Origin of the sequence: Nostoc sp. ChiVER01 (genome assembly GCF_034531155.1) — a bacterium.
Taxonomy (GTDB): domain Bacteria; phylum Cyanobacteriota; class Cyanobacteriia; order Cyanobacteriales; family Nostocaceae; genus Nostoc.
Genome location: NZ_JAVRBS010000002.1, coordinates 42,854 through 64,229, shown reverse-complemented (window position 1 = coordinate 64,229; position 21,376 = coordinate 42,854). Strand labels below are relative to the sequence as shown.

The following is a 21,376-nucleotide window of genomic DNA, read 5'->3' as shown; positions in this document are numbered from 1 at the left end:
TTGATTGACTTCAATTTAGTGGTTATTCCTATTGGTTACTATGAGCTAGCTCAGTTAACGAGTAATATCATGTCAAAGCCTGTATACATCTACAGCCAGAGGCATTGTTAAAAAATTGCAACAAAGAGAAAAATGTAAGAATGCAACTATGTACATTGATAATTTATCAAACAAAACTTTAACATGCGTACTATTGAGAAAAAGTCAAATACAAAAGCTTGGGCAAGTGCGATCGCTAAACCAGCTACAGAATTTTCCTCTACCCAACTGCCAATTATCTCTGGCAAAATTCCAGATGGCTTGCGTGGCACACTTTACCGCAATGGCCCCGCACGGCTAGAACGCGGTGGCATTCACATGGGACACTGGTTTGATGGAGATGGAGCAATTCTGGCTGTAAATTTTACCGATGCAGGTGCAACCGGAGTTTATCGCTACGTGCAAACCTCTGGCTATCAAGAAGAAGCCGCAGCAGGTAAATTACTCTACGGCAATTATGGCATGACTGCACCAGGGCCAATTTGGAATCAATGGCAAAAGCCCATAAAGAATGCCGCTAACACCTCGGTGCTAGCACTTCCAGATAAACTTTTGGCACTGTGGGAAGGTGGTAAACCCCACGCCCTCGATTTACAAACTTTAGAAACTTGGGGCGAAGATGATTTAGGGGGGTTAACTAAAGGATTAAACTATTCCGCACATTATAAGCGTGACAAGCAAACAGGGGAGATTTTTAACTTTGGCATCAGCCCTGGACAAAATGCGACTCTTAATATTTACAAAAGCGATTCAACTGGCCGGATTATCCAACAAGCCGCATATCAGCTAGATGGTGTACCACTGGTGCATGATTTTGTTTTAGCAGGACAGTATCTGGTATTTTTCATTCCGCCAGTGCGGGTGAATGTCTTACCCCTGCTAATAGGGATAAACAACTATAGTGATTCGTTAGAGTGGCAACCTAGATTAGGAACTCAGATTTTAGTTATTGATCGAGAAACCCTATCTGTAGTGAGTCGTGGAGAAACCGAACCTTGGTTCCAATGGCATTTTGGTAACGGTTATGTAGATGCTAGCGGCTCAGTAATTGTGGATATTGCCCGTTATGAAGATTTTAAAACTAACCAATATCTCAAGGAAGTAGCTACAGGTGAGACTCACACCCCAGCTAAAAGTACACTAAGGCGAGTTCATCTACATCCCCAAACTGGTAAAGTTACGTCAATTCAGCAACTATTAAACCAACATTGTGAATTTCCCAATGTACCACAGCAAAACGTAGGACAAGCTTCACGCTACACATATATGTCAACATCCCGTTCAGAAACAGACATTAGCCAAGAAATATTAAATGCGATCGCTCGCTTCGACAACAAAACCGAAACCCTCACTGAAGCAGACTTAGGAGAAAACCGTTATCCTTCTGAACCTATCCCCGCCCAAGACAGACAAAACCCTACACAAAGTTGGGTACTAACCGTTGTCTACGATGCTAATTCTCATACTAACGAAGTTTGGATATTTGATAGCGATCGCCTGGATGCCGAACCCGTCTGCAAACTAGGATTACCCAGCGTCATCCCCCACAGCTTCCACGGCACCTGGAACCCAGCCTAATAACCCCTTTGCGTTCCCTCTGCGTTTCTCTTAGCGTTCCTGTGCGTTAAAAAACATCTCGCACTGGTCACTACATTACGCGGGTTAGAATAGAAATAAACCTTAGATACATTAGCCTGATTAAGTAGAATTGCCCATGACCACTTCTAAACGCCACTACCACATCACTACCTTCGGTTGTCAGATGAATAAAGCTGACTCAGAGCGCATGGCTGGCGTTTTGGAAGACATGGGCTTTGAATGGTCAGAAGATCCGAATAATGCAGATGTGATTCTCTACAATACTTGCACAATTCGGGATAATGCCGAGCAAAAAGTATATTCCTACCTCGGCAGACAAGCAAAGCGCAAACATGAGCAGCCTGATTTAACCCTCATTGTTGCTGGTTGTGTTGCCCAGCAAGAAGGTGAAGCCCTGTTGCGGCGAGTTCCAGAATTAGACTTGGTAATGGGGCCACAACACGCCAACCGCCTCAAAGATTTGCTGGAGTCAGTCTTTGACGGCAACCAAGTTGTCGCCACCGAGTCAGTTCATATTATTGAAGATATCACCCAGCCGCGACGGGATAGTAAAGTAACAGCTTGGGTAAATGTAATTTACGGCTGTAACGAACGCTGTACCTATTGTGTAGTTCCCAACGTGCGCGGTATTGAACAATCGCGCACACCGTCAGCTATCCGGGCTGAAATGGAAGAATTAGGACGGCAAGGCTATAAGGAAATTACTCTACTCGGTCAAAATATTGACGCTTACGGTAGAGATTTACCAGGAACAACAACAGAAGGACGGCATCTGCACAACTTCACAGATTTACTTTATTACGTTCATGATGTACCAGGAATTGAAAGGCTAAGATTTGCTACTAGCCATCCCCGTTATTTTACAGAGAGATTAATCAAGGCTTGTGCTGAGTTGCCCAAAGTCTGCAAACACTTTCACATTCCCTTTCAATCTGGAGATAATGAACTATTGAAAGCGATGTCGCGGGGTTATACTCATGAAAAATATCGTCGGATTATCGATACCATTCGGCGGTATATGCCAGATGCTTCCATTAGTGCCGATGCGATCGTCGGTTTTCCCGGAGAGACAGAAGCACAGTTTGAAAATACCCTGAAACTGGTGGAAGATATTGGCTTTGATATGTTGAATACAGCAGCATATTCACCGCGTCCAGGGACACCAGCTGCGCTATGGGACAATCAGCTAAGTGAAGAAGTTAAAAGCGATCGCCTCCAACGCCTGAATCATTTAGGAAACTTGAAAGTCGCCGAGCGATCGCAACGTTACTTTGGGCGTATCGAAGAAGTCTTAGTAGAAGACCAAAACCCCAAAGATCAAACCCAGGTGATGGGACGCACTGATGGTAATCGTTTGACATTCTTCAGTGGCGACATCAAACAATTAAAAGGGCAGTTAGTAAAGGTAAAAATTACCGAAGTTCGCCCTTTTAGCTTGACAGGTGAACCAGTTGAAGTTAGGCAAGCTTTATCTGTCTGAGAAAATAGACATAGGAGTGAAATTAAATATGCGTTATCCATAACCCTTGTTTTGACGTAGCACTGCTGCGTCAAAACAATTATTTTTCACTCATATCTCTAGAATTGGTATAAGCACAACCTCAATATTAAAGCTTATGAACGCCATCACTTTGAATATCCCCAATCTGGGTATCGAGGGATTTTATGAACTTTGTCAAGCTAATCAAAATTTGCAGTTAGAACGTACTGCAAGTGGAGAAGTTATAATTATGCCTCCAACCTATCCATCGACAGGTAAGAAAAACTCTGGTTTGAATGCTCAACTATGGAACTGGAACGATCGCACAAATTTAGGTATTGTATTTGATTCCTCCAGTGGTTTTACTTTACCTAATGGTGCAGTTTACTCACCCGATGCTTCTTGGGTAAGTAATGAAAAATGGGAGGCTTTAACTCAGACTCAACAAGAAGAAGAATTTTCTCCTCTTGCACCTGATTTTGTAGTCGAATTACATTCTAGTAGTGATTCTCTGAAAAAACTAAGAGAAAAGATGCAAGAGTATATTAACAATGGCGTTCGTTTAGGTTGGTTACTTAACCCGAAGAATAAAACAGTAGAAATTTTTCGTTTACAGAAAGAGGGAGAAATATTAAAATCTCCTACAACTGTATTTGGTGAAGATGTTTTACCTGGGTTTGAATTGAATTTAAATAAAGTATGGTGAAAAGTGCAAATTCAATCTATTAATTTGCGTTATCCAAAACCCTTGTCTTGACCTGGTATGTCCTACGTCAAAACAATTATTTTTTATATGATTTCTCCCTGCCCTCTGCCCCTATTTCACCTTGGCGCGGAAGCGAACAAAGCCATAAGAATTAATTGGAGTCCCAGATGCATTTGCTGGAGGTAGATTTGATAAATCTGGACTCCGCGTGATATTCACCACCACAGCCCCATTAGTGTTACTACCACACGATGATGGTATGCCTGATTCATTAGCTGTATAAAAATGTCCGCGATCGCCATCTTGTGCATTGGTAAGATAAGCTGTAGGAGTGCTAGAACCAAGCCCAAGGGCAATACCTTGATCTGCTCCTGGTAAGCCACCATCATTAGGAGTCATACCATTAAAAGCAGTGGGAATAAAAGTAGTATTGGTAGGTATTAAGTCACAGATTTGCACACTAGTTACATCACCCTGACCATTAGAAAGGAAATAGATGGTGTATTCTAGCTCATCTCCTGGCTTGACTGTCCCACCGTTAATCAATCCGCGCAAGTAACCACTAGGCCATGGGTTACTGCTATCATCATCAACGTCATTAGGAGATGCTACGTAATTGGTAGCGTCAGTAGAAACATCGCTGCGACCATCCACAATATTAGTTAAGTCTTGGTTATTAATACGGGTGATGCGTTTAACTAAAACTAGCTTAGGTTGGCCTGTTAATTTCACTGCATAATCTTCCACCTCACCAGCTCCTCCTGAACCTGTTGGGCTAGGTGTTGCAACTGTACTAGTCGTAAACCGGAACCGAGCAAAGCTACTACCAACGGTTGCATTGCTAGGTACGGTAAAGGTTAAAGTATTGTTTCCGGCATTGAGTGGAACATTATTAACCGTTGCAGATGTTGCATTAGTGACGTTGGTCAAACTCAGCTGTTCACCACTATCAAACACCCCATTTTTATTAAAATCGATCCAAGCATTAAGAAACCCTGCTGTCGAAGCGTTAACGGTAATTGATGCAGACTTTCCTATAGTTAGTCCTGAAGGTAAAGTTACACCATCATCGCCACTATCGCCATCCGCATTAGCACTGTAGGACTGATTGTATTCTCCAGTTACAGTTGCGCCGAGAGAGGGATTGCCACAACTAATTGCGTGTGAGGCCTCACCATAACTGCTCGGTGCATCGCCGAAGTCAGAGACAAAATCAGTACTCACTACAAAGCCACCAATATTGTCATAGTTCGATAAGCGAATCTCAATGATATCACCAGCATTGACAGAAACTGTAGATACCTTGTTTGCTGGTAGGTTATTAGTAAAAGCTAAAACTGGATTTCCAACCCGCACTCCATTAAGATAAATCTCCATTGAATCATCAATGTAAGCTCCTGCTTGCCCCAAGGTAACTCTGCCTTTGGCAAGTGCCTGTCGCTTAAACACGATTGCCCAATTGGGTTGATCGCTACCATTTCCTGGTGAAGTGTAGTCTCCGTTAATTGGAACATAACCTGAAGAAGGAAACGTACCGTTAATAATTGTTCTCAATGGATGGGCATTTGCAGCTATAGATTGATCGTTAAAAGTAAATCCGGAACTTCCCGCTCCAAATTTCGCAGTGCCACGCAGCGTTGGTAGTCCAGTTGTACCGAAGAGGCCAACCGCTCCAGTATCGATCGCCTGCGTTCCAGAAATTGGAAAATGTCCACTGTAGATTTGAGCGTCCCATTCACAGCTAGAAACAGGATAGAAGCCAAAATCTTGTCCGGTAATATTGGTAGTGCTAACCGTAACTGGCAAATTATCAGGAGTACCCAGCGTGTACCCTACAGGCACATCTGTATCAGCAATGTCTACTTTGATTTTGTAAGTTCCAGCAGCGATGTTGGTAAATTGATAAGTCCCGTCAGCAAGAGTTGTTACTTGCTGGATGATTTCACTAGTAGCAAGTTCACGATTGTTGTCGGTATCTTGGTAGAGAATCACACGCACATTCGCAATCCCAGGCTCACCATTATTCGTACTGTTGCGATCGCTATCCCGGTATATCGTCCCACTGACAGTGTTTAAAGCCGTTGCAGTCTGGATTGCACTGGCTTCTTGGCGGTGATTTGTTGCATCTCCATTAATCGGTGCGCCTGCCGATTCACCGGAAATGTTATCGGCGTTATCAACAGTGTATAAATCCTTGCTTCCAGTTCCATTTGCACCCAGAATATATGGAGTGTTACTATTGCTGGGTTGTCCATTAGTATTACCTAGTGTCACACTTACAGTTTGTCCACCAGCTGCCGTCACTGTTACTGGAACCCGTACAACAATCGAACCACCTACGGGAATCGAACCATTATTAGCAGAAGCGATCGCACTTAACAATGTCCCCGTATTTTGACCACCATTCGGAACAGTAATATTGTTGGCAGTAAGGTCAACTGCTGCTCCTGGCCCACTACCATCTGGGTCATAGGCAACAATTTGCAGAGCGCCAGCTGTACCCCCGCTAATCACCGAAGGTGCATCGGGAATAAAGAACTGCGTCGGATCATTACCAACATTGGTCACTGTAAAATCAAAGTTGACAGTAGTACCAGTTGTCGCGCCGGGTGTATTGGCTGGTGTAATTGTGATCCCTGCAACTTCTGCCACAGTTACTTTAACTATATTTGATTCAACCTGTTTTTCAGTATTATCTGTAGAATCAGTAAAACTACCAGTTACTTGGTTATCAATTACAGTACCAGGTGTGGGACTAGCAGCCAATGTTGGTAAGACTTGTAGTAAAGTACCGCTTAAAAATAAATATAACAGTATAATTACGCAGAAGTAGGATTTACCCTTTCGGTCTTTTTGGCATTGATAATTAGACTTTTTCTGGATGAATTGATGTCTTAACATAAGTAGTTTTGCTTTTTCAATATTGAAAAATTTAAATTCTTCCCTAGATTGTAAAGACGTAGCACTGCTACGTCTCTACAATGTGAGGGTTAGTTAAAGTTAAGGCTTCACCTTCGTGACAAAGCGCAAGAAACCATAGGAATCATTAGGTGAACCCTGCGCTGTTGACCCTGGCATAGTAGTTAAAGCCGGTACTCCAGTATTACCAGTCACATCAATAACTAAAGTGCCGTTATTATTAGCTGCCTTGAGATAACAATTAGTGGGAACAGTACCACCAGCGCTTATCAATTGAGCGCGATCGCTTGTATCGTTAGCACTGGTTAAATCAAGTACTGTACTCGTTCCTAGCTGCAATTGCACATCTTTGCTAGTACCATAAGCATCGACTTTAAAATCTTGGTTGTCACTAATGCGATCGCACAGTCTTACAGTATTGGCATTACTACTACCCGCATTCAGGAAATAGACTGTATATTCAATCTCGTCCCCTGGCTTAACTTTGCCAGCATCAATTGCCCCCAGGAGATAACCAGACTTCCAGTTAGCATTGTTATCATCGGCTTGACGAGTCGAGGTGGTATCGTCAACGAAGGTATTTAACGCTGTGTTGTCATTGGGGTTTTTGGTGCGATCGCCATTAATTGCCGTAATCCGTTTGACTAATAAAACATTGGCAGGAGTGACAAAGGGTATCGTCGCTGTCGCAGGAGTCGCATCTTCTTTGCTTGCAGCATCAATCGCCGCATAGGTGAAACTAACGGTAATCGCTCCATCTTGAGGGTCAAGCTTCAATAACGTTGGGTTATAGCTACTAATTACCTGCCCCGCAGTCACGGCTACGTTATTATAAGTTAGCGTGCCATTGGTTGGTAAGGTGACAATTTTGAATTTACTACCACTGCCCAATGCGCCATCTTCGGGATCAGTTCCCGCTAAGGTTGGCACTTGGACTGTCGCTGTGCCACCCGGATTGGTTTGAGGCGCTGGATTTAAGTTGGTCGTATCCGGGAGTTGCTCAATCCCAAAATCTTGATTAGTGATGTTGGCCTTCGCCGTAGTGATGGCAATATCACCGGGCGTAATGGTTTCAGTAGTACCATTTTTGTTCTCACCAGTATTCACCCAGTTACTCGGCAAGCTAGGCGTTGTGGGAGCAGTTGCCCCAATTGCCACAGTGGAGTTGTTAGACAGCCGTAGCGTCACATTGGAACTTACTGGAACATTCGTCAGACTGTAAGTTCCATTAGCTGCGACTGTGGCTTTATCGACTACATTACCAGCAGTATTGATCGCATAAATAGTCAGGTTAGTTGATCCGGCATTGGTTCCCGCATCGCTGCCATCGATAGTAATGTTACCATTGGCATCCCTAAACACAGTTCCAGTCACTGTGACAACAGTATTGACTACTGTCACCGTCTGACTCGCACTGGCCTCTTGGCGATGATTTGTCGTATCGCCATTTATCGGTACCCCTGCTGATTCACCGGAAATGTTATCAGCGTTATCAACAGTATATAAATCCTTGCTTCCAGTTCCATTCGCACCCAAAATATATGGAGTGTTGCTATTGCTAGGCTGTCCAGTCGTATTACCTAGTGTCACACTCACAGTCTGGCTATCTGCTGCTGTCACGGTCACTGGAACCCGTACCACAATCGACGCACCGGCGGGAATCGAACCGTTGTTAGCAGAAGCGATCGCACCTAACAATGTCCCCGTATTTTGACCCCCACTCGGCACAGTAATGTTGTTGGAGGTCAAGTCAACTGGTGCTGCTGGGCCAGTACCGTCTGGGTCATAAGCAACAATTCTCACTGTCCCTGCTGTACCCCCACTAATCGCCGATGGGGTGTCGGGAATAAAGAACTGGGTTGGGTCATTACCGACGTTGCTTACTGTAAAGTCAAAGTTGCTAGTACCACCCGTTGAAGCGCTAGGTGTATTAGCGGATGTTATCGTAATACCTGCAACTTCTGCCACAGTTACTTTAACTGTATTAGATTCAATCTGCTTTTCAGTATTATCCGTAGAATCAATAAAACTACCAGTTGCTTGGTTATCAATTACAGTACCAGGTGTCGGACTAGCCGCTAATGCTGGTAAGACTTGTAGTAAAGTACTGTTTAAAAATAGATATAGCAGTATAATTACAGGGGAGTAAGATTTACCTTTTTGGTCTTTTTGGCGTTGATTATTAGACTTTTTCTGGATGAATTGATGTTTTAACATAAGTGGTTTTAGTTTTGTAATAGTGGAAAAATTGAAATTCTTTCCTGGATTGGAGAGATGCGAAGGCGTTGCGAGGCAAAGCCCAGTCCCATTTCGCGTCTTAGGGATTAGTAAAAGTTAGGGCTTCACCTTCGTGATAAAGCGCAAGAAACCATAGGAATTATTAGGTGAACCCTGCGCTGTTGACCCTGGCATAGTAGTTAAAGTCGGTACTCCAGTATTACCAGTCACATCAATAACTAAAGTGCCGTTATTATTAGCTGCCTTGAGATAACAATTAGTGGGAACAGTACCACCAGCGCTTATCAATTGAGCGCGATCGCTTGTATCGTTAGCACTGGTTAAATCAAGTACTGTACTCGTTCCTAGCTGCAATTGGATATCTTTGCTAATACCATAAGCACTCCCCTTAAAACTTTGGTTAGCACTAATGCGATCGCACACTCTCACAGTGTTGGCATTACTACTACCCGCATTCAGGAAATAGATTGTATATTCAATCTCGTCCCCTGGCTTGACTTTACCGCCATCAATTGCCCCCAGGAGATAACCAGACTTCCAGTTAGCATTGTTATCGTCGGCTTGACGAGTCGAGGTGGTATCGTCAACGAAGGCATTTAGCGGTGTGTTGTCATTAGGGTTTTTGGTGCGATCACCATTAATTGCTGTAATCCGTTTGACTAATAAAACATTGGCAGGAGTGACAAAGGGCATCGTCACTGTGGCAGGAGTCGGATCTTCTTTGCTTGCAGCATCGATCGCCGCATAGGTAAAACTAACGGTAATCGCTCCATCTTGAGGGTCAAGCTTTAATAACGTTGGGTTATAGCTACTAATGATCTGCCCCGCAGTCACGGCTACATTGTTGTAAGTCAATGTGCCATTGGTTGGTAAGGTGACAATCTTGAATTTCTTACCACTGCCTAATGCACCATCTTCGGGGTCAGTTCCCGCCAAAGTTGTTACTTGGACTGTCGCTGTGCCACCCGGATTCGTTTGAGATGCAGGATTTAAATCGGTTGTATTGGGGAGTTGCTCAATTCCAAAGTCTTTACTAGAGATGTTTGTGCCAGTATTAAAAGCAGCTGTTGTTAGTGGACTAGTGTTGATCCAGTTAGAAGGGAGCGATGCTGTAGGGGCAGTATTACCTACTGTGCCAGCAGTTGTACTTAAAAGAATTTGAACGTTGTTTTGATTCAGAGGAACATCAAGAAAAGTATAAGTACCATTTGCTGCAACAGTTGTTGTTTTTAATACTTTATTGTTAGAATCCACAAGAATAGCATTTAACAACCCACCTGCATTAGTGCCAGTTTCTGAACCAGTATTAATATTAGTAAAAGTCCCGTTAGCACTATTGTCGGCATCATTCCAAACCCTGCCACTGAGGAAATCATCATCATATATGGTATAGCTGGAAGCGTTTATAGGGGAAGCACCACAAGTTGTTGTTGAACTAGCGAAAAAACTAGTTGAAGTTTGTATGGTAAATACGATTGTCCTCACACCTTGAGGAACGTTATTATTGATGACAGTAAAAGGAATAGTAAAGACACTAGTAGCATCACTACCATCGTAGTTATTCGCAGGGATAGTGATATTAAAGGTGGATGTGTGTGATGTTGTATCGTAGTCTGTACCTAAAACTGCTGTACCACTCACGGAGATAGGAACGCTTATCCCTCCAGTTGGCACTAAACCAACGATTCTGAGTTTAGGTGGGTTACTTGTAGGGGTAGTTTCCGATTCTGCTGCACCACCTGAACTTGTTGTGAATTCCACCACCGGTTTACCAGCAAATTGCACCTCATCAAGGAAGTTGCCTACAGTATTGTTCCCACCTGCCGTGGAAACAGCCGCAAATCCTACAGGTTGATTCCCACTAGTACCAGTGTAAGGAACAGTGCCAGTGTATCGTACCCAGCCATTTCCTGCATTATTGTTAGTGACAGTGGGAATAGTTGCACCATTCTGTGCTACAGGTTGTGCCGTAACTGTTCCATTGCTAGTTGTTGAGAACCTGCCAAAAACAGTATTTGCTCCAATTAAAAAATTCGCTACATCAGCAACAGTTGCACTTGACCGCCCACGGTGTAAAAGAGAGAATGTGATCGTTTCATTTTGAATTAGGCATAAATTCTGATACAACTCAGAAGATTGTTCAGCATTTAACTCAGCAAATTGATTGCCTGCACTAGTTGGTGTCGTTGCTGTGCTAGCACCACTAAATCCTGAAGTCCAAATTTCAATCAGTGGTACTGTTCCTGGAGATGTATAACCAGTACAGTTACCTGTTCCCGCCTTGACTGAGCCATGAGTTGTTTCCCAACCAGGGATAAGACTTGGCGACACTTGAACGTAACATTGTTGACCCGCAGAACCAAAAACAGGTGACTCAAAACTGGGGTTTAGGAACGATCGCTGGATATATTGAGCTTGCGCTGACGTAGGTTGAAGTACTAATGTCGCACCGAGAAGTCCCCAGCTAAAAATATTAAAATTTTGCCATAAATTCTTCATTAGTAAATCACCATAAAATAGCCTTTAAAAAATGCTGATCACCTTAACCTTAATCATCAATGAGGGCTGATTAACCTCAAATAAATCTTCAGTCTTTAGCTTGCCCAAAATTATCGATAATCTACCATCTATATTCAGATTTACTGTGGCGATCGCTTTTAAATAGTTCAATAAAGATTTGATTGTAAATTTAATTAATCCTGGCTATAAATTGACCATTTGTAGAGACGTTGCAATGCTACGTCTCTACCAATAACCTTTTTATATTTCACGCTTTTGTATCGCCGTTGTTGCGGCTTTGAGTTTATTCACTAAAGTTTTTATTGCAGATTCCTGTGGCTGGCGTGGCGGAATCTTTTGTTGTCCAAACCCTTCAAACAATTCATTGAGCTTGACTGTTATACCCAAATATGCACCTCCCGCAGAACGTGTGCCAGAAAAATCCCGATCATCAACTTTACCAAACACATATCCAGCCGAAACGCGCAGGTTAGGCGTGAGATAGTAGCCTGTTTCGACAACAAACCCTGTTTCGCTGTAGCTAGGCTGACTAATTACACGAGCCTCACCTACCAAATCCCAGCTATATCCCAAACGATAGGTAGCTCGTAATTGGGCCAGATTTACTGTGCTAGTACCAGCTAAATCACTGGCTATGTAAGAAGTACTGTTACGCAAGGCATACTTACCATAGAATTCCCATCGCCAGTTAGGAGCATAAATAGCTTCTAAAGCAAAAGTATGGTCTTGAGAACCTGTACCACTTCCTAAGAGGATGGTGTCAGGAATAGTTGATGGATTTTGCCGATATTCATAACGCAATAAGGCATTAAATTTATCGCTATTGGGGTCGCGGTAAGCTAAACCTAGCTTTAAGTTAGCAGTATCTCCCAATCCTGAAAGCTTTTGATTGGAAGAACCAGCTTGTTGATAACGTACTAAAGCTGTCAGAGCCGGAGAAATTTTACCCGTAACACCTGCGCTAATTACTGTATTGCTACCACTAGAAGAAGAACGATGTTCATAACGGGCGCTGGCTTGAAACTGTGGATTATCAGAGTATTCTAGCCCCACGCTGTAACTATCCCCACCATCAAATCCGATCGCAGATGCTGATTGACCAAAAGCGAAGGGTTGAGCATATTGTTGGCCTGCTCCAGTCCGTCCGAAGAAGTTGCCAAATACGTGTTCGTAAGCTAAGTTCAGCCGCAATCCATGAGCAATAGTCCAACGATTATTTAGACCAATTGCTCCTTGAGTAGTCATTTCATTCGCACCACCCAAAATTGAGTAACGACCAGTCAAAGTAGTATCTGATCCGAGTTTGTGTTCACCGTTGACACTCAAGCTGGTGATGGAATTACCCGAATATTGACCACCACTGTAAAACTGTTGGGCCAGACTGATATTCACACCAGGAATTGCTGCCCAATTCAGCCCTAAAATGGTACGGTCTGGGTAAACAGTATCTTTTTGAGAAGATAAGCTGAGTTCATTTTGGGCTTGGAAAGTCAGGTTTTTAGCAATGGGAACAGAAAAACGCGATCGCAATTGATCAGAAGTACTACTTAGGGCGCTGTCAGGAATGCGGTCTTCTCGATGACGATGAATCCAATCGAGATCAATAGTAGCTTTACCCAAACGTTGTTGAATCCCGGCGGAAATCGTCGTTAGCGAATTATCAACTTTGCTCCCAGGTATCGCTTCAGAACGCGGTGTAAACAGTTCTTCAAAAGTATCTAGCGGTTGAGGAGCAATACCAAAATTGTCTTCGTGGTCATATTGCACTCTAACGTTAGTGGTTGAGGCCAGTTTAGCTGTAACCTGCGCTCCATAGCGGGTTTGTCCTGGGACAAAGCTGATAGTGGCATTATTGGCAAAACCTGTATCAGCAAAGCGATAATAAGCACGACCTTGAATCCCGTTAGTAATCTGTCCCTCAGCTTCTAGGCGGTAAGCGTCACCGCTAACCTTTCCCACAACATCAGAATCATTATTGGAATGGGCATATTCTGCGATTAAATTACCTTGATTACCCAAAGAAATTAGAGCATCTGCACCGTAGAGTTGAAAGTCACGCACTCCGTGATTTTCTTGAACGTAAGTTGCTCCAATCCAACTTTCGGAGTTCAGCTGACGAGAAAGGTTATACTGCAAACGACCAGCATAGATATTGCTATCAGAATCTTGGCTGTCGTATTGATAGGTAACAACAATCCGACGTACCAATACTTGTCCGACTTGATCTATATCGGTGCGGAGGATAGGTTCGCGGAATAATAAAGTACCGCGATCGTAGTCTATTTCGTAGTCTGGGCCTCGGTTAAGCTGTTTTCGTTCTAATACAGTCCCAGGACGATTAAGTTCTTCTAACTCAATAAAGACATTTTCACTACCTGGTTGTAGTATTCTGCGAGAGAGAAAGTAATAACCACTAGTGCCATCAGGAGCAATGGTATCCCGTTGAAACCCTTCTAAATGGTTGCCATACAAACCTGTTATTTGTAAGTTTCCTAAATTGTAGTTAGCCTTAAAACCGTGGAGTTGACGGGTGATAGAAGTAAATTGCTGCGATCGCCGCGCAAATTCTTCTGTATTGTAGTCACCCCACATGGCATAATCAGGTGAAGATCCAGGGATACCAGTAGAGCGCTCCAAACGCAGATATACGCTGTCAATGGAAGGAGCAACGACATCAACTTTCGAGCTATCGCCATAGACAGGATAGTTTTGCTCACTAGATTGGTAAGTTCTAAACAGACGATTATTACAGTCGCAATCTTCATTGAGGCTACGAGAACTGTTGTATGCGCCTGTAAATAACCACTCCCCGATCGCACCAGTGGCAAATACTGCTGAGTGGAAATCTAATTGCGTTCCATTGTTTTTGTCAGGAGGGAGGAAATCACGGAAACTGCCGTAATAATTTGTACCTCTAGCACCCAAACGTAAATCCACTACCCCTGTCACCAAACTTGGACGCAGTGCCGTTTCAAATTGTAGTTGGGTAAAGGCTTCTAAATTATTAGCGATCGCCCGAATTCTTACAGTTTCGGCCTTGAGTTGCGATCGCAACTTAGCTGTAAATTGTCCCCCTTTCGCCTCCACTTGAAATCCGGGTTCATCGGGTTTAAAGTCTTTCTCGACAAACTCCCCAGCAGTAGGTATCAAAGTGACAACAGCATCACGATTAGAGCGATTGCCATTTGCATCGATGAGTTGACCCCGAATTGTCGCTGTGGAACGTCCATCTGCCGGGATACGAGACTCAACAGTTTCTAAAGTTAGTTGCTGTGGCGCTCCCCGGACTGCGACTTGTACCGTTACAGGGGATTCTTTTCCTCCAACTACTTGTGCAGAGATGGTGTTTTTACCTTCTTTTAAGGAGACACCATACCATGTCTGCGTTAATAAGTTGGTGGTGGCATCACTTTCTGTCCGTCCCACTAAAGAAGCATCTACCAAAACGCCATTCACCCGCAATTCCACTTGACTTCCAACGGGAAATTGCACAGTGACCGTGGTAGCTTGTACATCTACAACGCTGTCTGCCGTCGGAGTCAGAATTTTAATTGCTGTGGAAATGGCGGGAGTGGGAGACAAAGGCAGGTTTTTATTCACCCCTTGCCCGTTCTCTACTCCTGCTATTTTGCGTAAACCTCTGGGTAAGCCTACGGAACTTGCTGGTTGAAATGGTTGTATTTGCGTTTCACTTAGCTGAACATCTAGAATTGAAGTATCGGTAGTTGGTGGGGAAAGAAATTTGTGAGATGCAAGCTGTTTGGAACTTTTCACATCATCTGGAAAAACCAAAGCGGAACCTAACCCTTTAGCGCCCTTCTCTTGTATAGAAAGAAGAGAATTTAAAGCCTCTCCCCTGCTCCCTGCTCCTCTTCGGGTTCGCAGTCGTTCATGGGGGAAACCCCCAAGACCGCGCTGTCTCACCTGCTCCCTTGCCTCTTCTTCAACACCCTTATCTATTTGCGAAGGAGAATCAGAGAAAAAGAGGTTTTTACTTACAGGTTCTGCTTTAACTATTGTAGGGTACAAAATAAAGCTGAGAGCTACTATCGGCATTGCTCCCATCAACCTTAAGTTAAATGTATTTACATGGTGCAGTCTAGGTTTCATTTCTTGACTGGCTCCTGGAAGGCGGGGGTAACTGCGAAATTCATGCGTACCAAACCACCAGGCTCTAAACGCACTAGACGAGATTGGCTATTCCGTTCGCGGAATTTGTTATTGGGAGCCAGAGTATAACCAGGAAGACTACTGAGGTCTAGTACACCGGTATGGTTTCCTGGTAAAGCATTTGCTAATGAAAACAAACCATTCGGATCTGTTGTAATGCGGTTTCCATCCTCCAGAAAAATCACCGCATTTGGGACTCCAGGCTCACCACGCTGTTGTTCACCGTCAAAGTTTTTATCAACAAACACGCGACCGATAATTGTGCCACAATCAGAAACGATTCCTGGACGAATTTTTAACTGGTGAGTTGCTGGGCCATCTTTAGTGCTAAAACCGTTGTCAGTTCGGCGAGCATTAACGATCGCACTATTACGACCAGTTCCCCGCAAAGCATCGGCTGTTAGTTGAGCCGCGTAAACAATATTTAAAACTTTATCTGTAAGAATTGTTACGTCTGTGCGGAATGTCAGCGTGTTTCCATTGTGTTCTGAGGTGATAGCGATCGCTTGACCATCCAACTCTCCCCGTACAGATTTAGGCAAGAACTGGAATCCTAAAGGTAAGGTGTCGGTGACAAATATATTATTCAAACCAGCATCAGCGAGATTTTTTACTGAAAGACGGTAGATCGCTGTATCTCCAGGTTCAGCAGTAGCGCGATCGCCTGTTTTGATAATCTGCACCTGATTGGGTTGACACAAATTTGTGGTGAAATCAAAAGCAAATAACTTCAGTGCTTGCGTCTCAGCATTGTTAACTAAAACAACCGTATCCTCGACCCTTGTCTCGCCTAGAATACTAATTGGCTGACCATCTAAAGAAGTAGCGACATACCGCACAAGATTATTACCTTCGATGCCAGTGCTAGCAATGATTTCTATCTTGATGCGTCGTTGTTTAAGGATGGAATTTGCTGGTGGATTGACTACAAAAATGTAGCTTCTACCTGGATTAGTTTGACCTTTGTTGGGATCGAGGAGGAAATTGTAGACACCCGCAGGGTTATTAGTAATAAAGTAGGGATTACTATTCTCGATATTTGGCGATTTACCACCAGGAACGTTGTTATTAGGAATATCAGGTAATTCTGTTCGAGTTAGAGGAACTAAATTTCCCAATTCTGTCCCTGTTGGATCGCTGGGATTAGGTTCGTATACTCCAACTGAAAAACCTGTATAGTCAGGTAAAAGTTGTCCAGCGCAACCTAAAATCCGCCCTAATGGGTCAACTAATGGGTTAGGACTAACATTAAGCTGACTAGAACTTCCTTGATATTTATAATTACTAGTAGAATCTGTATAAGTATAAGTAGCTTGATTTGTTAATGGCACAGACGCAATCAGATTGTTAGTCTGTTGCGCGATCGCTGGTATAGATATAGTAGTATGCAAAACACTTGCTAGAAGAGCAGTAGCCGTTAACCTTTGATACCAGCTACTGCTATTAGTAATTTGGTTTTGGCTTTGAAGACGGCTCACTGAACACATCTCCTCTGGAATGCCACTTTTTTTGTTAATAAAAGCATTTGTTTCTCTATCGAAGATCCTCCGATTCTCCTCATAAAGCAGGGCTGTTTTATTCTTTTTACCCCCTTATAAAGGGGGTCGCCACAGGCGGGGGGATCTCATGCGTATAGGTGTGAATCAGCGCACTTGGGTTTGATAAGTCGCCTTAACTGTTGTCTTTGCTGCAACTAACGGAACTTGCAAACGGATGTGGGTGTAAACATTCGCTGGTGCTGGTTTTGTTTCCACTTTGCCGTCAGGAAGAGTAACTTTTACAGTCGGATTTTCGACAAAGCTGCGCCCGCCATCAATGCTGTAAATAACTTTAGTACCATTAGCGGCAACAACTGATTTCAGTACGTACACCATTCCTTTAGGAATAGGTTGATTAAGAACCAAATTTTTCACTGGGCGATCGCTTTTGTTTTCACCGATTAAGGTATAACGCAACACATCTCCAGGTTGCACCACAGCTTGACCTTTTAAAGGTTGCCATGTCTTACTTTGCTTACCTTGTTGATCCTGTGCCACTACTTGCTTTTCTGCCTCTAAGCGCAATTGGATTTGCCCTTGAGGTTTGACATTTTGAGCGATGGCGCTTGTAGAATGCCATAGAGAAGCCATTCCCGGCACTTGACTGACAAATGGAACGGTAGCAATGAGTGCGAACGCTCCTAAACCTGCAAAAGAAAGACGCTTCATATAAATAACCTCAAAAAACTTTCACAATGTCGATTGCTAATTTATCTTTCCCTATTTTTCTTAGGGAATAATCAGTTTGTAGTTAGCGATTTAGGACTAAAGCGCTAACTACAAACATAGATGTGCTATCACACCCCTATTTGTTTACAAACAAGGGTGAAATCAAGCTATCTAGTTAACCTTGCGTTGGAAGGTAAATGTTCTTTGAACACCAGGTGCAATCTGTCCGGTGGGAGTATTTACATACTTTGTGACATCACTGTTTACCGTGGTTCCAGTTTGATCGATGCCAGCATTAGTAGCTGGAGCACCAGTGAAGAATTGGATAGTTGAAGCCCCAGAATCTTTAGCTGAACCAACAATGTTGCTAGTATCAATTTGAGTGTTAGTGTCGTTGTCTAGCGCCCAGTTGTTAGGGGTTTGTGTACCATCTTCAGTAATCACAACTTTGTTAGCATTCAAAATCACGTTACCAGTTCCAGCTTGAGCATCAGAAATATTTGTGTACCGAATTTGGTACTCAATAATGTTGCCTGGAGCAGGATTTCTAAGTACATCAGCAACTCCTGAATTCGGATCAATAACAGTGCCATTAGCATTGGTGTAAGCTGGTGTAGACTCAAAATCACCCTGACCTGCACCAACAACTGGCCCAGTTCCTTGTAAAACTCGTGACACTTTCACCAGTTTTAAGAAGCCAGTGTAAACACGATCAATGGAGATGTTGTAGGCTTCAGTAGTTTTATCCAATACACCATTATTGTCAGTGTCAATAAAGGCAGTAACAAGTACTGGGAAGCCCTTACCGGTATCAGTTGATAGTTTCGTACCAGCTGGTAGGTCAACTTCTAAACCATAATTAACACTCGCACCAGCAACAACACCAGAGACTTTAATTGGTGTATTACCTGTTGCTATGGTAAAAGCACCAGTAGTACTATTGTAGGTATAAACAGCAGATTGATTGTTATAGCTAACAGTCACGTTTGTACCATTTGGCAAATCTGTGAAAGTTGCTGGTGCGGTTGGCACTATTGTGATGTCGTTAGTGGTAGTACCGTCGTTCTTAATTGTGTTAGTGAAGCCAACTGATTGTGGGTCAAGTGTACTACCAGGTGCTGTGTTAGGAGGAACAAAGGCAGATTTGTTAGTGAAGTCGTCGTTGTTCCCCGTTAGCCCAGTTGCATCAGGTGCATTATTCGGCCCATTTAAAACTGAGTTTGCTGCGGCAACTGAAACAGTATAACGGTTGACATTTCCTGTAACAGAATTAGCACCTTGGTTGTTATTGCCCGTATCAATATTGGTGGGAGTAGTGGCATAATAGCCAGCGTCAGGTGTAGTAGGAAAGGCTCCAGTTGTGGGGTCAATATTATCTGGGTTTTGGTCACCTGAATCGTCGAAGAGTAGGGCGCTAGTTGGATCACCAGCAGTTTTACCGAACACTTGAGCGATGTTGTTAACATCTGTCGCTGTCGTTCCTGTGATTCCAGTGGTCGTTACTTGTACTGTAAAGCCTGTAACGGTTGTTCCAGTAGCAACTGAAGAGATAGAGCTAGGATTGTTAATAAAACCAACCCGTCTAACTACACCGCCTGTTACTTGAGTTTTGTCAGTTTTCCACAGAGCCTGATCAGCAGTTGTAGTTGCAGGATCTTCGCCAGCGTAAACCACTATCCACCCTGGAGGAGCGGTTGGAGTCCCATTAAGAGTTGTGGATGCTGGAAGTGCATCAGAAACTAAGATGCGAGTAACTGCACTACCATCTACATTGATACTTGTACCACCTAAAGCTGCGGGTGTTAGCCCCCGATTGGTTACATCGTTGCTCTCAACTCGCAAGCTTAAACCATAAGTCAGCACATCATCATTGAGTACGGAAGGAACACCAGCGTTGTAGCCTGTCCGAGTTTTGAGTATTGTGGCTAGAGCAACGGTTTTAACAGTGTTCCCCACTTGAGTTTGCTGGGTAATACTAGCTTCTCGTGTACCATTAATTGGCACGCCAGCAACTTCTCCAGGACTTCCGTCAGCGTTATCTACAGTATAAACGTCACCACCATCGGGACTCCGCAGTTGGTTTTGAGCATCACCAGGAGTGTTACCAAGGGTAACTTTAATTATGTCATTCGATTGAGCGCCAGTCTGTACAGTCACTGGCACACGCACCAACACAGTACCATTAACCGGAATTGACGGTGTATCTACACCACCGGCTGTTACGTTTGTCCAAGTTGTACCACCATCAGTACTGTATTGCAGTGTGCCACTAGCTGGTGTTGCCCCATTTTTATCAACAGGAAGTACACCAGAAACTGTACCAGGCCCAGTTGTTGTTGCTTGGTTGGGAATATGGAATTTGGTGGCGTCGTTACCTACGTTCGTTAGGGTGTAGGTGTAGGTTAGTAAATCACCAACTCCAGCAGTGCCACCATTGTTATCTGTAACACCCGACGCTGTGACAGTGATACCAGCGACCTCTGCTACAGTCACGGTAACAGTGTTAGAGGTAGAATTTATAGTTGTCCCTGGTGCATTAGGATCTTCGTAGCTTGCTGTCGCCGTGTTACTGATAGATTGACCAGCGGCTGTACCGTCAGCTAGTACAGGTGCAATAAATTGGAAAAGGCTACTAGTTAGCAATGCTGTTGCTATTAGAGATTGGTAACGCTGGCGCTGCTTGTTGACAGATTTCTTTCGGTTTACCATAGAAGTAGTTTGTTTATTTGCTGAACTTGTATCTTGGGTTTTGAGACAGGATAAAGTTCGGCAATTCCTTAAAGAATTACCGATTAGACCAACCAAAACCTTAATGTTTGGGATATGTCTATTTGAGGAGTTAACTTATTGGCTACTCCTAAAAAACTAGATTGAGGCAATAGACAGAAAAGTTATTGCCTACTTGTTTTACGCTTACCGTTGATTATCAAAGCTAGCGATCACAAATATGGGTAACTTAACTACTGTGTTTTGCTGAATCGTCGATGTATATAGAAATGTAGCTTTTGTCGCAAAAAAAGACTTCCGTATAAATAAGTAATTTCTTGAGCGATGAATTAGTGCATCAAAGCTGAAAAATCAACTTCATTTTGGCAACACACATAGCAATTTTAGGGATTTCATCAGACGCTCAAAAGATTAAAGCTTATATATAACAATGCTTTTTAGTTTTTACTGCCATTTATGTTTACTACCTGGTAGAGCCATTGAAATCAAAAATAGAAGGCTATTTTAAGTGATATGGATCACTCATAATTGGGTAGTAATTTTATTGTATGCAAATTCATCATAGATATGATGCAATTTCATAATATCATTCGTCAGTATTAAGACTGAGTATTTAGAGCTATTATCTAATTTTTTAACATGTATAATCTATGTGTAAATACTAAATCTAACGATTACAGATATAAAAATCTTACAGAAATCCTATTTTTCAATACTAGGAATACCCGATAATTTTAGTCGGGTATGTTTGACTGGTCTTTTTGCTCGTGT

Annotated in this window: 11 protein-coding genes; 3 read left to right on the top strand and 8 right to left on the bottom strand. The window is 43.1% G+C overall.

Going from position 1 to position 21,376, the window contains the following annotated elements:
* The first annotated feature begins 183 nt into the window (after window positions 1-183).
* The 3 genes from RMY00_RS02555 to RMY00_RS02545 all read left to right on the top strand — a co-directional run bounded on the left by RMY00_RS02555 (window position 184) and on the right by RMY00_RS02545 (window position 3,824).
* Window positions 184-1,617, top strand: coding sequence for a carotenoid oxygenase family protein (locus RMY00_RS02555; RefSeq protein ID WP_322646074.1), 1,434 nt, complete (start codon window positions 184-186; stop codon window positions 1,615-1,617).
* Window positions 1,618-1,753: 136 nt separating this feature from the next.
* Window positions 1,754-3,118 carry a tRNA (N6-isopentenyl adenosine(37)-C2)-methylthiotransferase MiaB gene (gene miaB, locus RMY00_RS02550; protein ID WP_322646073.1) on the top strand — a complete coding sequence of 455 codons (1,365 nt, stop codon included), beginning with the start codon at window positions 1,754-1,756 and terminating at the stop codon, window positions 3,116-3,118.
* Between the two features lie 136 nt (window positions 3,119-3,254).
* Window positions 3,255-3,824, top strand: coding sequence for a Uma2 family endonuclease (locus RMY00_RS02545; RefSeq protein WP_322646072.1), 570 nt, complete (start codon window positions 3,255-3,257; stop codon window positions 3,822-3,824).
* A gap of 111 nt (window positions 3,825-3,935) precedes the next feature.
* Here RMY00_RS02545 and RMY00_RS02540 read toward each other — a convergent pair whose 3' ends face one another.
* From RMY00_RS02540 to RMY00_RS02505, 8 genes are all read right to left on the bottom strand, one after another.
* Complete coding sequence (locus RMY00_RS02540) at window positions 3,936-6,725, bottom strand: beta strand repeat-containing protein (RefSeq protein ID WP_322646071.1); 2,790 nt, start codon at window positions 6,723-6,725, stop codon at window positions 3,936-3,938.
* Window positions 6,726-6,824: 99 nt separating this feature from the next.
* Window positions 6,825-8,960 carry a hypothetical protein gene (locus RMY00_RS02535; protein WP_322646070.1) on the bottom strand — a complete coding sequence of 712 codons (2,136 nt, stop codon included), beginning with the start codon at window positions 8,958-8,960 and terminating at the stop codon, window positions 6,825-6,827.
* Window positions 8,961-9,077: 117 nt separating this feature from the next.
* A complete protein-coding gene (locus RMY00_RS02530) occupies window positions 9,078-11,480 on the bottom strand; it encodes a hypothetical protein (RefSeq protein ID WP_322646069.1) in 2,403 nt (800 codons plus the stop codon).
* A 24-nt stretch (window positions 11,481-11,504) separates the two neighbouring features.
* Window positions 11,505-11,651 carry a hypothetical protein gene (locus tag RMY00_RS02525; protein WP_322646068.1) on the bottom strand — a complete coding sequence of 49 codons (147 nt, stop codon included), beginning with the start codon at window positions 11,649-11,651 and terminating at the stop codon, window positions 11,505-11,507.
* A 90-nt stretch (window positions 11,652-11,741) separates the two neighbouring features.
* Complete coding sequence (locus RMY00_RS02520; protein WP_322646067.1) at window positions 11,742-15,611, bottom strand: TonB-dependent receptor; 3,870 nt, start codon at window positions 15,609-15,611, stop codon at window positions 11,742-11,744.
* Window positions 15,608-17,158 carry a hypothetical protein gene (locus RMY00_RS02515; RefSeq protein ID WP_322646066.1) on the bottom strand — a complete coding sequence of 517 codons (1,551 nt, stop codon included), beginning with the start codon at window positions 17,156-17,158 and terminating at the stop codon, window positions 15,608-15,610. Before RMY00_RS02515 ends, RMY00_RS02520 begins: the two co-directional genes overlap by 4 nt.
* A gap of 156 nt (window positions 17,159-17,314) precedes the next feature.
* Window positions 17,315-17,878, bottom strand: coding sequence for a hypothetical protein (locus RMY00_RS02510; protein WP_322646065.1), 564 nt, complete (start codon window positions 17,876-17,878; stop codon window positions 17,315-17,317).
* A gap of 171 nt (window positions 17,879-18,049) precedes the next feature.
* Complete coding sequence (locus RMY00_RS02505) at window positions 18,050-20,587, bottom strand: hypothetical protein (RefSeq protein ID WP_322646064.1); 2,538 nt, start codon at window positions 20,585-20,587, stop codon at window positions 18,050-18,052.
* Window positions 20,588-21,376 lie beyond the last annotated feature (789 nt).